The sequence below is a fragment of the Streptomyces lydicus genome, from assembly GCF_001729485.1.
In the GTDB taxonomy this organism is placed as follows: Bacteria; Actinomycetota; Actinomycetes; order Streptomycetales; family Streptomycetaceae; genus Streptomyces; species Streptomyces lydicus_D.
On the sequence record NZ_CP017157.1, the window covers coordinates 1,185,661 to 1,197,568 of the forward strand.

Annotated in this window: 11 protein-coding genes and 2 tRNA genes; 4 read left to right on the top strand and 9 right to left on the bottom strand. The window is 72.9% G+C overall.

Features of this window, described 5'->3' with window-relative positions; all coding sequences use genetic code 11:
* Positions 1–560 precede the first annotated feature (560 nt).
* Entirely contained in the window at positions 561–2,183 is a 1,623-nt protein-coding gene (locus tag SL103_RS05125; RefSeq protein WP_069567578.1) for a hypothetical protein, read from the top strand.
* A 134-nt stretch (positions 2,184–2,317) separates the two neighbouring features.
* Here the strand turns inward: SL103_RS05125 and SL103_RS05130 are convergent.
* A tRNA-Lys gene (locus SL103_RS05130) sits at positions 2,318–2,391 on the bottom strand.
* A 454-nt stretch (positions 2,392–2,845) separates the two neighbouring features.
* Between SL103_RS05130 and SL103_RS05135 the strand changes: the two genes are divergently transcribed.
* Positions 2,846–3,265 carry an SsgA family sporulation/cell division regulator gene (locus SL103_RS05135; protein ID WP_244303843.1) on the top strand — a complete coding sequence of 140 codons (420 nt, stop codon included), beginning with the start codon at positions 2,846–2,848 and terminating at the stop codon, positions 3,263–3,265.
* Positions 3,266–3,276: 11 nt separating this feature from the next.
* Positions 3,277–4,572: a hypothetical protein gene (locus SL103_RS05140; protein ID WP_244303844.1), complete on the top strand. Its 1,296-nt coding sequence runs from the start codon at positions 3,277–3,279 to the stop codon at positions 4,570–4,572.
* 27 nt (positions 4,573–4,599) lie between these two features.
* Here the strand turns inward: SL103_RS05140 and SL103_RS05145 are convergent, their stop codons facing one another.
* The gene (locus tag SL103_RS05145) at positions 4,600–5,229 is read right to left on the bottom strand and encodes a dihydrofolate reductase family protein (protein ID WP_069567580.1); all 630 of its coding nucleotides are present in this window, start codon (positions 5,227–5,229) and stop codon (positions 4,600–4,602) included.
* Positions 5,230–5,395: 166 nt separating this feature from the next.
* On the opposite strand from SL103_RS05145, the gene SL103_RS05150 reads away from it, so the two are divergent.
* A complete protein-coding gene (locus SL103_RS05150; protein ID WP_069573428.1) occupies positions 5,396–7,150 on the top strand; it encodes an AMP-binding protein in 1,755 nt (584 codons plus the stop codon).
* Positions 7,151–7,236: 86 nt separating this feature from the next.
* On the opposite strand, the gene SL103_RS05155 is transcribed toward SL103_RS05150, so the two are convergent.
* The 7 genes from SL103_RS05155 to ehuD form a co-directional block, all read right to left on the bottom strand.
* Positions 7,237–7,310, bottom strand: a tRNA-Lys gene (locus SL103_RS05155).
* A gap of 75 nt (positions 7,311–7,385) precedes the next feature.
* Positions 7,386–8,144 (bottom strand): IclR family transcriptional regulator, encoded by a 759-nt coding sequence (locus SL103_RS05160; protein ID WP_069567581.1) that lies wholly within the window; start codon positions 8,142–8,144, stop codon positions 7,386–7,388.
* Positions 8,145–8,488: 344 nt separating this feature from the next.
* The gene (locus tag SL103_RS05165; RefSeq protein ID WP_069567582.1) at positions 8,489–8,956 is read right to left on the bottom strand and encodes a hypothetical protein; all 468 of its coding nucleotides are present in this window, start codon (positions 8,954–8,956) and stop codon (positions 8,489–8,491) included.
* 66 nt (positions 8,957–9,022) lie between these two features.
* The gene (locus SL103_RS05170; protein WP_164492755.1) at positions 9,023–9,439 is read right to left on the bottom strand and encodes a hypothetical protein; all 417 of its coding nucleotides are present in this window, start codon (positions 9,437–9,439) and stop codon (positions 9,023–9,025) included.
* A 157-nt stretch (positions 9,440–9,596) separates the two neighbouring features.
* Complete coding sequence (locus SL103_RS05175) at positions 9,597–10,133, bottom strand: winged helix-turn-helix domain-containing protein (RefSeq protein WP_069567584.1); 537 nt, start codon at positions 10,131–10,133, stop codon at positions 9,597–9,599.
* Between the two features lie 316 nt (positions 10,134–10,449).
* On the bottom strand, positions 10,450–11,292 hold the full coding sequence (ehuA, locus tag SL103_RS05180) for an ectoine/hydroxyectoine ABC transporter ATP-binding protein EhuA (RefSeq protein WP_397735639.1): 843 nt from the start codon (positions 11,290–11,292) through the stop codon (positions 10,450–10,452).
* On the bottom strand, positions 11,282–11,899 hold the full coding sequence (gene ehuD, locus SL103_RS05185; protein ID WP_069573432.1) for an ectoine/hydroxyectoine ABC transporter permease subunit EhuD: 618 nt from the start codon (positions 11,897–11,899) through the stop codon (positions 11,282–11,284). The genes ehuA and ehuD overlap by 11 nt, the downstream gene beginning before the upstream one ends.
* Positions 11,900–11,908 lie beyond the last annotated feature (9 nt).

An 11,908-nucleotide genomic window follows, 5' to 3' on the forward strand; every position in this document is an offset into this window, starting at 1 on the left:
GTGGCCCGACACCTCGGTCCCCCTCGACCGACTCGGGCTCACTGATGTCGGCCGCCCGCACCGCCGGACGGTGACGGCCGTCCGCCGGTTACGTGATGCACGCTCAGCGATCCTGCCAAGCGGCGGATTCTCCACGTCCACATCACGCCATCCGACGCATCCCGTTGTCCGCAACGCGCCGCAACTCCACCTCTTTTCAGCCGAGTTACCAGGTCAGGGTCCCGAACCGGACTCGTGACCACAAGACGGGACATGGCGGATACGGACAAGGCCGCGCAATGCGGGACGCTGTGTGGCGCAGCGCGCACCACTTGCTTTCGTCGCTCTTCGTAACTGCCGGACTTTGTACGGCTTTTGGTGCGATGGCCGAAGTCGGCGGTCGGTCCGCGTGGCGCGACAACGCCGCCGGTGACGAGCCCCCGATACGGCCGGCGCGGTCCCGTCCGGTCACGAAGATCACCGACGGGCAGAATCGTGCCTGACGACGCCGGCAAGCAGAACGAGAAGGGTGCCGACAAGGTGAAGGACAAGCCGGATACCAGCGTCTTCGGAGCGTTCGGGTGACGGCCGGGGCGGTGCGGGCCGGCCGCGGGGTGACCGTGGTGGGGGTGGCCGGGCTCGTCGCGCTCACCGGCGGGTGGCTGCTGCTGGACGCGGGGCCGCTCCGTACGGCCGTGGGGTGGGCGGCCGTTGCCGCGCTCGCCGGATGCGTTCTCGCGCTCACCGGGGTGGTCCTGCGGGCGGGGCGGGTCACGCCGGCACGGGGGTACGGGCTGGCGCTGGACGCCGCGCGGGCGCCGGCGCCCGGGGCGGGTGCCGCGCTCCCCGCGGAACTCCACGGCTCCCGTTGGCCCTGGGCCCGGGTCACGGCCGTCGCGCTCGCCGTCCCGACCGCCCTGGTGCTCTTCTGCGCCCTGGGGGCCGGGACCCCCGACCGCGGCGCCGTGCCCGGCCGGATCGCCGCCGCCGACTATGTGATCAAGGAGCTGCCGGTCGTCGCCGTCGGCGGTGTCGAGCGCGCGGGCAGCAGCAGCCGCGCCTCGTCGGAGGCCGACTACACCGTCCGGCTGCCGGCGCCGCACGGCGGCGCGGCGGTCCCCGCCACCTTCCGGGCGGCGGTCCACCGCGGGGTCCGGCAGGTGGGGGAGACCCTGCCGGTGGCGTACGTGCCGCAGCGGCCCGGCCTGGGGGCGGTCGGCGCCGACACCCGCTCGGCGGTCGAGGCGCTGCTCGCCGGCCGCACCCTGCCGTACGGCACCGCGGCCGTGGCCGGCCTCCTCTGGGGCGCCGCCGCCCTCGCGGCGGTCTGCGTGGGGACGGCCGTGACCGGTCCGCCCCGCCGGGGGCGCCGGGTGGGCAAGGACTGGATCGCGCTGCGCGTGACGGCTGCCGGGGTGGCGGAACACGTGGAGCGGCCGACGGGCGACGGCGCCGGACCTGGTGCCCACGCCGGGCCCGGCACCGGCTCGGGGTCCGACTCCGGCTCGGGGTCCGACTCCGGTTCCGGCTCCGGCTCCGCCTCCGGAAAGAGTTCCGCTCGCTACGCGTGCCTGATCCTCCACACCGACACAGTCACAGCCGTCACAGCCATCGACCCAGGCACCGACACAGGCGCAGCCACCGGCACACGCACAGACGTCGGCACTGCCCCCGGTACCGGCACTGCCCCCGGTACCGGCACTGCCCCCGACACCGGCCCCGGCACCGGCCCCGGCGACGTCCCCCTCCGCCTCGCGGCCTCGCACCGGCGTGCCGCCCCGCTGCTCACCGGTGCCACGGGCTGGCTGCTGTGGAAGCCGGCCGGACCCCGCGGCAAGGTGCCCGCCGACTTCGTCGCGGACGACGGCTGGCAGCTGCCCGGCCGCCTCCCCGCGGCGGAGGCCGCCCGGATCGCCGCCGTGCGAGCCCCCGCACCGTTCACTGTCGACGCCGCCCGCCGCACCCGCCTGCTGGAACTCGGCAGCCACTGGACCCGTACGGTGCCGGCCGGAGTGCTGCTGGGTGCGGCCGTCTCGGTGACCGCCGCGGGGGTGCTGCTGCTCCCGGTGGACGGCGGATGGCGGGCCTGGACGGCCGTGGCGGGCGCGCTGGCGCCGCTGCTGTGCTGGATGATCACCGGACTGTTCGGTGCGCCGCGGGCGACGAGCCCTGCCGCCCCCGTGGAGGCCGGACCGGCCGCCTGACCGCGTCCCGCGGGCGGCCCCGGCTCCTCGGCCCCGGCCGTCCGCAGGGACCGCCCCCGCCGGGGGCGCCACCGCAACGTTCGATGCCGGGCATGACTGAGGCCCCCCGCGATGCGAGGGGCCTCAGTCTTACGTGCGCCGCCAGGGACTCGAACCCCGGACCCGCTGATTAAGAGTCAGCTGCTCTAACCAACTGAGCTAGCGGCGCGCGCTGACCTGGAAAACATTACACGACGTGGAGCGGTGCTCCGTACCCCGGACCGGGCCCCTCACGCACTCGGCGGGTGTGATCCCGGCCACTCCCGCGTCGTCGGCCCCGTGGGTACCTCACCGGGGCCGCCTTCCGTACGGGCCGGAAGGCCCGTGCTTCCGGGACCTTGGACCGCCGGGCCGTCCGCATTGCTCTGTGAAGATCGAGTTCGGGGCGTCCGTGGCCGTCGGTCACCAGTTGCCCCGTCAACATGCGATACCTCCTGCCGGTTGAGAGGGTGAGGGGGCCGCCAGGGCGACAGAACTGAACAGATCCGGACGGCGCCGGGCCATGGCGTCCGTCACTCCTCCTTCACCTCCTGCAACCCCGCCCTCCACAGCAACGTCTGCCAGGACGCGCGCCCCGGACCGGGTCCCCGGGACTCGCCCCTCCGTCGGAAAGGTTGATCGTCGTGGTGTCGACAGCCAAGCGCACCCTTGAGATGCAGCTCCTCCTGGGGCCGGACGAAACAGCTCCGGTGGCCGGCCGGTTCGGCTATCGCAGCGACCGCCCGTACGAGGTCGAGGTCACCTTCCTCAGCCGCGGGCGCCCGCTCAGCACCTGGCTGTTCGCCCGCGACCTGCTGCTGGGCGGGCTGTACGACGAGGTGGGGGAGGGGGACGTCCGGGTGTGGCCGCTGCGCCGGCCGGGCGAGGCGGGCCGGGTGCACCTGGCGCTGTCGACCGACGACAGCGTGTGCGAGCTGTCCGTACGTGCGACGGAGCTGACCGCCTGGCTGGAACAGACCGTGGCGATCGTGCCGCCAGGACACGAGGGCGCCCACCTCGACGTGGACGCCCACCTGGCCCGGCTGTTCGCGGGCAAGTGCTGATGGGGGACAGGGTGACGACGACGATGATGACGACGGCGATGGCGACAGTGATGACTACGGCGGGGACGACGAGGGCGACGGCGGAGGAGGGCGGGGCGGCCGTCGGGGCGACGGCGGAGGAGGCCGCGCCCCCGATGCCGGCCACCGCGCCCGCCCACCGGGTGTCCGACGCGCCCGCCCACCGGGTGTCCGACGCGCCCGCGCACCGGGTGCCGGCCCCGCGGCGCGGTGCGGAACCGGCGCTGTCCGACGGGGCCGGCGCGCCGGCCCCTCACGACCCCCGGGCGCACGGCTTCCTGCCCGAGCGCCCGCCGGTCCGCGCCATGATCGGCACCTGGACCCGGCTCGACGCCATGGCGCGGGCCGCCGCGGTCGCGCCGGACCGCGCGGCCGCCGTCGCGCTGGTCGAACGCGCCCGGCGTGCCGAGGAGTTGGCCGCCCTGCGGCAGCGGGTCTCCCGCCTCTCGCTGCGCAACGCGGAGGCCGCCGCGATGCGGATCGCGGTCATCGCGGTGTCCTGCGGATGGTGCGGGCTCGACCCGCAGGCGCCGGCCGCCCGGGAGGTGGCCGACGAGGCGTTCCTGGAGCTGTGGGCCGCCATCGCGCACCGCATCGACCACGACCAGTTCGTCGCCCTGCCCACCCTCGCGCTCCACAACTGGGCGCCCGAGCGCAAACCGCGCCGCCACATCCCCATCGACCAGCTGGCCCGCACCGAAGCGCTGGTGCCGATCGTCCGCTGGGCGCCGGAGGGCCAGCCGCTCAGCCGGCTGGACCGGCTGATGCTGGCCGCGACCCGGCTGGAGGCGCACGGGATCTGGCTCTTCCGGCTCGCCGACACCCTCGCGGGCCGTTCGCCGGACGACTCCTCCACCCCGACGGCGCTCCGCCGCCTGGTCCGCGTCCAGCACGCCCTGCGCGCCCAGCTCCACGCCGAGGCGGCGGAGCTGGCGGCCGCGCCGGCGACCCCGCAGCAGGGCGCGGTGCTCGGTGCGCTCGCCGAGCAGGGCGCCCTGGAGCCGCCGGTGCTCCAGGCCGCCGACGCGGTGCTCGGCATCGGGGGCCGCCGGATGGGGGAGGGGCGGCGCCAGCTGCTGCGCCGGCACCTCCCGGCACAGCACCGCGCCTGGCTCAGTGCGATGGACCGGCACTGCGCCCCCGTACGGACCCTCGCCCACCGCGGCGGCCCGGACGCCGCCGTCTACCGCGAGGCCCAGGAGTCGCTGATCGCGCTGCGGCGCACCTACACCGCGCTCGTGCAGACCGCCGCCCGCCCCACCACGGCCCCGCTCCCGGCGGCCGCCTGACGCCGCCGGGGCGCGGGCCGGGCGTCCTCACTCCTGCTCGTCCAGCTGGAAGGACCCGTACGAGGGCCGTCCCGCCCTTGCGTAGACGCAGTACTGCACGCCCGCGCCGGTGGCGCGGGACTCCGTGAGCTTCCAGGCGGCAGGGGCGGCGCCCTCGGCGAACAGCCGCTTGCCGGTGCCGAGGATCACGGGGTTGACGAGCAGCCGGTACTCGTCGACGAGGTCGTGCCGCTGCAGGGTGTGGATCAGGTCGCTGCTGCCCTGCGTCATGAGCACGCCGTCGAGCTGCTCCTTGAGCCGGGCGACGGACTCCGCGGCCTCGCCCTTCAGCAGCCGGGAGTTGTGCCACTCCAGGCTCTCCCGGGTGCGCGAGGCGACGTACTTGGGCATGGCGTTGAGCTTCACGGCGATCGGGTCGTCCGGGTCGGTGACCCGGGGCCAGTGGGCGGCGAAGATGTCGTAGGTCCGCCGGCCGAGCAGGAGGTGGTCGGCGGTGTGCTCGAAGGTCTCCGTCATGAGGCGCATGAAGTCCTCGTCGACGTAGGGGACCTGCCAGCCGCCGTGCTCGAACCCGGCGTCGACGTCCTCGCCCGGGCCGCCGGGGGCCTGCATGACGCCGTCCAGGGTGACGAACGCGGTGACGATCAGCGTGCTCATGGTGCTGCCTTTCGGGGACGGAAGCTGCCTGTGTGCGGAGTGCCTCCCCGTCCGGCAGGAACTCATCGCCCGCGGTGCCGCCGTTCGGACCAGGGCGCGTTCCGAAGGCGGTACCGCCCGTCCCGGCCCTGTCGACCTGACGCTCCGTCAGCTACGCTGCCCCGTCATGGCAGTCGACGGTACGAGGAGCACGGCGGGTTCCGGTGCCGGGACCGTCGCCGAGCTCGTACAGGCGCAGTGGGGCGACCACCGGATCGGCGCACGGTGCGGGGAGACCGCCCTCACCCACCACGAGCTGGCGTCCGGAGCGGCCGCCCGGGCGGCGCTGCTGGCCGAGCTGCTGCCCCGGGGCGCGGAGCCGCATGTCGGGGTGCTGCTCGACAACGTGCCGGAGTATCCGCTGTGGCTGGGCGCGGCGGCGCTCGCCGGGGCCGCCGTCGCCGGGATCAACCCCACCCGGCGGGGCCCGGAGCTCGCCCGGGACATCGGGCACACCGACTGCGCGCTGCTGGTCACCGAGCGCGCCCACCTGCCGCTGCTGGCCGGCCTCGACCTCACCGTGCCGCCCGGCCGGGTCCTCGTCGTGGACGACCCCGCCTACCGGGAGCTGCTCGCGCCGTACGAGGGCACACCGCCCGAAGGCATCGGGCCCCTCCCCGGCGCCCGTCCCCCCACCCCGGCCACCCGGATGCTGCTGTGCTTCACCTCCGGCTCCACCGGCGCCCCCAAGGCCGCCCTGTGCAGCCAGGGACGGCTGGCCGCCGCCGGGGCGCAGCTGGCCCGGTACTTCGCGGTGCGCCGGGACGACGTCCACTACCTGTGCATGCCGATGTTCCACGGCAACGCCGTGCTCGCCGGCTGGGCCCCGGCACTCGCCGGCGGCGCGGGCATCGCCCTGCGCCGCCGCTTCTCGGCCTCCGCCTTCCTCCCCGACGTGCGCCGCTACGGGGCGACGTACTTCACCTACGTCGGCCGGGCCGTGCACTACCTGCTGGCCACCCCGGCCGCCCCCGACGACCGGGACCATCCGCTGCGCAACGGCTTCGGCACCGAGGCGGGCACCGTGGACGCCGCCCGCTTCGCCGCCCGCTTCGGCGTCCGGCTGACCGAGGGGTACGGCTCCTCCGAGGGCGGCGCCGCCCTCCGGCGCACACCGGACACCCCGCCCGGCGCCATCGGCCGGCCCGCCCCCGGCGACGACCTCGCCGTCGTCGACCCGGTGACCGGTGCCGAGCTGCCGCGCGCCCGGCTCGACGCGGCGGGCCGGCTGCTGAACGGCGAGGAGGCGATCGGGGAGCTGGTCAACCGCGGCCGCGGCTCCTTCGAGGGCTACTGGCGCAACCCCGGGGCGACCGCCGCCCGCACCCGCGGCCGGGGGGCCGGGCCCGGCGCGGGCTGGTACTGGACCGGTGACCTCTTCTTCCGGGACGCCGGGGGCTTCTTCCACTTCGCCGGACGCACCGACGACCGGCTGCGGGTCGACAGTGAGAACCTGGCCGCCGCGATGATCGAGAACATCCTCGCCCGTTACGCCCCGGCCGCCGGCGTCGCGGTGTACGCGGTGCCCGACCCCGTCGCCGGGGACCAGGTGATGGCAGCCCTGGCGCTGCGCGACGGCGCCGCCTTCGACCCGGACGACTTCGTGGCCTTCCTGGCCGCCCAGCCCGACCTCGGGACGAAGATGGCGCCGCGCTTCGTACGGACGGTGCCGGCGCTGCCGGTGACGGCGACGAACAAGATCCACCGGGTGGCGCTGCGCCGGGCCGGCTTCCGCTGCCCGGCGCCGGTGTGGTGGACGCCCCTGACCCCGGCACCTGGCGCGCCCGCCGGGGCCGTGTACCGCCCGTTCACCGCGGAGGACGAGGCGGCGCTGCTGGCCCGTTACCGCGAGCAGGACCGGGCGGGGCTCCTGGAGCGGTGAGCGCCGGGCGGAACCGGCGGCGCGGGGAGTGCGCGCGCATGACGAAGTGGGCGTCCCCGGAGAACCGGGAACGCCCACTTCCTACGTGCGCCGCCAGGGACTCGAACCCCGGACCCGCTGATTAAGAGTCAGCTGCTCTAACCAACTGAGCTAGCGGCGCGCGCTGACGAAAGAAATACTACCTGGTCGAGAGGGGTGCTCCTGACCACCTGCCGGCCGGGCCCGCGCGCCCGGCTCAGATCGCCAGGGACAGCAGGACCGGGGCGGCCTTGCGGTTGAGCGCGTCGGCCGCCTGGCGCAGGCGGTGGGCGTGCTCCAGCGGCATGGACAGCGCGAGGCAGCCGACCGTCGCACCGGCGGTGATCGGTACCGCCGCGTAGACCGTGCCGACGGCGTACTCCTGAAGATCCAGGACGGGGACCGTGGGCGGCTGGCTGTCGAGCTTGTGGAACAGCACCTTCTCGTTGGTGATCGTCCGGGAGGTGAGCCGGGCGGTCTTGTGGCGCGAGAGGTGGTCCTTGCGGCCGTCGTGGTCGAGCTGCGCGAGCAGGCACTTGCCGACCGCGCTGGCGTGCGCCGTGCGACGGAACTCGGCCCACTCGTTGACCTTCGGCGCCAGCGGGCCGTCGGCGTAGTGCAGGATCTTGACCTCGCCGTCGATGTACCGGCTGATGTAGACCGCCGCACCGACCGAGTCGCGGAGCTGGTCGAGGGTGAGCTGGAGCTTGTCGCGCAGGGCCCGGTCGCGGTCGCCGCCCGATCCCAGGAGCAGGAGCGAGTCCCCGACGACGTACGCCCCGTCGGCGACCTGCTCCACATAGCCCTCGCGCCGGAGCATCGACAGCATGTGGGCGAGCAGTCCCGGGGACAGCCCCGTCTCGCGTGCGATCTGTGCGTCCGTCACGCCGTCGGCGTGCCGGGAGATCGTTTCGAGCACGCGAAGGGCGTACTGCACCGAATGGAACGGCGCGGTCGGCTCGGGCTTCAGCGCCACGGTGTCCCCCTAGCAGGTTGGTACCGCTTGCGTCGTGGCCGCGTCGTCGGGCACGGTCGACGCAGGGGACGACCGCGGCCCGGCAACTGGGCTGCTATCACGATAGCGGCCAACGGCCCTCGATGGAGGGGGCCTTGACCGAAAAGATGCGCGTCCCGGGTTTCTGTACAGGCGGTTGAGACGGTGGCATATGCCAAGGTCACCGGGCTGACTGCCAGGGAGTTTCGCACTCCGGCGTCATGTGGTCACTCCGGCGTGTACCCCGGGGCGCGGCCGAGGAGCGTACGGAACCGGCCAATTCCGTGGCCGGTTCCGCAGACCTCACGCCCCTCGCCGGGACGTCGTCAGGACGTCCGCAGCATCTTCTCGTCGCTGGTCCACTTGATCTTGCTGCCCTTCCAGGTACTGACGTACCAGAGGAAGATCCGCTTTTCGGCCATCTGCCGGTCGAAGTTGCAGACCTGCCAGCCACCCTTGTGGTTGCCGTAACAGCGGTAGTTCGGGTTCCCGTTGGAGTTGGTCATGCCGCGCACCTCGATGCGCAGCCCGTCCCCCGGTGCGGTGTCCTTGATCCAGATCCGGTCGCCCTTCGCGCGGAAACACGCCATGCCCGCGCTCTTGCGGCCGTTGCCGACGGTGTTGCACTTGGCGTCGAACTTCGTCGACTTCCTCGTCGGCTTCGCCTTCTGGCTGTAGATCGTCTTCTTGAGGGCGACGTCCCCCGCCGAGGCCGAGGCGGAGCCCGGGAGGGCGCCCACCAGGGCGGTGGCGGCCAGTGCGGCCCCCGCGGCGCCTGCGATCAACCTGCGCATACGCACCTGCCTTTTCCGGTCATGAATTCGAGCAGAGATTCAGAGTCGTGGGCCTGCCGGCACGGCTCAGCCGTACATCGGCGCGCTCCACACCGTCTTCGACTTCCCGTGGCCCCAGGAGCCGGTGACCTTGGTGCGCCACTTCTGGATGCGGGCGTCGTCCTTGACTTCCTTGGTGGCCTTGAAACACGACCTGCCGTGGCTGCTGCAGTGAGCCGTCGCCATCTTCTTCGTGCCCTTGTAGAGGGTGACGGTGAGCTTGGTGTAGGCCGGCGTGAAGTTGCACTTGATCGCGCCGTTGCCGAACTTGTCGGTCTTGCGGTCGACCCGGTCGGTGTAGGCCGATACCTTGCAGGTTTTCCTCGCCACGGCGGGGCCGTGGTCCGCGGCCGCGGCGCTGCTGGCCGCCATTCCCGTCGTGCCGAGAATTCCCGCGGCGGCGACACTCACCAGGAGTGCGCGAGAGGCCCTGTGCACACGCATGCTGCATCCCCTTCGGGTTTTCGGTGCGGTGCGGGGAAGCCGCCGGCCGCGGCAATTCCCAAAAGCCCGGAATTCCCGCGGCCGGCGTCCCCGCCGGTGATTCGCCTCATAGTCTTGAGGAGCCCGGCGGGGTGGCCAATGTCGGGCCGATGTCAGTTCACTGACGGATCACGTCCTCACCGGCCAGGCGCAGTCCGTAGCCCCGCACCGAGGCGATACGCACGTCCGCCCCGGCCCGCTCCAGCTTCCGGCGCAGCCGCCGTACGGCACTGTGGATCACCGTGGTGTCCACCCCGCAGGACGCCCCCCACACGTCCTGGACGAGCTCCCGGAACGAGACCACCCCGCCGCTCTGCCGGGCCAGGCAGGCCAGCAGGGCGATCTCCTGGGCGGTCAGGTCCAGCACGGTGCCGCGCCACAGCGCCCGTTGCTCGTCCGGGCGGATCTCCAGGTGGCCGGCCTGGAGCGCCGGTACCTGCCGCGCGCCGCCGGCAGCGGCCGGTCCGCCGTCCACCAGTCGCCGCGCCTGGTCGAGATCGCGGACCAGCAGGACCGGCAGATTGCTGTGCAGCAGTTCGCCGACCTGCTCCAGGTCGGCGACGGTGTTCGCGACGACGACGGCGTAGGCGTCCCGGCGCCGAAGCGGTGGCTCCTCGTACGCGCTGACGGCCGTGGCGAAATACGAGACGTTCACGTCTCCCACTGTCCTTCCCATGAAAAGGGACCCCGTTGCATTGCCTGCGGACAGACCACCCGGAACGGCCCAACTCCGTTGTTCCACCCTGGTCATGAGGTGGCGTCAGGTAGCCGCGCAGGCCGTTCCGGAACGGTAGACGGTAGACGTGTTTTCAGCCATAGGCGACTGACTTGAGGAAGGGTTGAGGCACCCGTCGAGGGGTGATATTCCGGGATTCGGCGGGCATGGCGCCCGTACGCGGAATGCGAAAGGTGGTGCGCCCCGCCCGAAGGGGGGCACACCACCGGTGGACCGCGGGCCTACCGCGGCTGTTTCACAGCACCGCGCTGAGGAATTCCCGGGTGCGTTCGTGCTCCGGCTCCGTGAAGATCTTCTCGGGCGCCCCGGATTCGATGACCCGCCCGGCGTCGAACATCAGGACGTCGTCGGAGATGTCCCGGGCGAAATTCATCTCGTGCGTGACGCAGAGCATGGTGATGTCCGTGGTGTGGGCGATGTCCCGCAGGACGTCGAGCACCCCGGCCACCAGCTCCGGGTCCAGCGCCGAGGTCACCTCGTCCAGCAGCAGCACCTGCGGGCGCATCGCCAGCGCCCGGGCGATGGCGACCCGCTGCTGCTGGCCGCCGGAGAGCTGGGTGGGGTACTTGTCGAGGTGCTCGGTCAGGCCCACCAGTTCCAGCAGGTCCCGGGCCCGCTCCTCGGCGGCGTCCTTGTCCAGCCCCAGGACGTGCACCGGCGCCTCGGTGATGTTCCGCAGCACCTTCATGTTGGGGAAGAGGTTGAACTGCTGGAACACCATGCCGATGTTCTTGCGGACCTCCCGGACGTGCTTCTCCCCGGCCGGGACGAGCTTGCCGCCCTTCTCCTCGTGCGTCAGGTACTCACCGCCGACCTTGATGGTGCCCTCGTCCGGCTTCAGCAGCGTCATCAGCAGCCGCAGGATCGTGGTCTTGCCCGAGCCGGACGGGCCGATGAGGGTGACGTGCTTGCCGGAGGAGACCGTGAAGTCCAGCGAGTCCAGGACGGTGTTGGTCCCGAACCGCTTGGTGACGTGGTCGAAGCGGATCAGCTCGGTGCCGGCCGCGGACCTCGCCCCGGTGGGGCCCCCGTCCGCCGCGCCGGCCGTTTCCTTCGAGGGGGTGCTGTCAGCGGACAAGACGACGCTCCAGGGCTCGCAGGAGGAGGGAAGTGGGGTAGGAGATGACCACGAAGAGGATGCCGACGACGGTGATCGGCTCCAGGTAGTCGAAGGTGGTGGCGCTGATGCTGTTCGCCTGGAAGAGCATGTCGGCGACGGTGATGCCGGCCAGCAGCGGCGTGTCCTTGAACATCGCGATGACGTAGTTGCCGAGCGCGGGCACCACCCGGCGGAACGCCTGCGGAAGGATCACCGCGGTCCAGGTGCGCCGGCGCGGCAGGCTCAGCGCAGTCGCGGCCTCCCACTGGCCGGGCGGCACGCCGTCGATACCGGCGCGGTAGACCTCGGAGGTGTACGTCGAGTAGTGCAGCCCCAGGCCGATCACGCCCGTGGTCAGCGGCGCGAAGGTCAGCCCCCAGGTCGGCAGGACGAAGAACAGGAAGAACAGCTGCACCAGCAGCGGGGTGTTGCGGACGAATTCGACGACGACGCTGACCGGCCAGGTCACCCAGCGGCTCGGCGAGCGCAGCAGCAGCGCCCACACCAGCCCGAGCGCGAAGGCCACCAGCGAGCCGTAGAAGGTGGCCTGGACGGTGATCCACAGCCCCTTGAGGATGTCGGGCATGATCTCGCC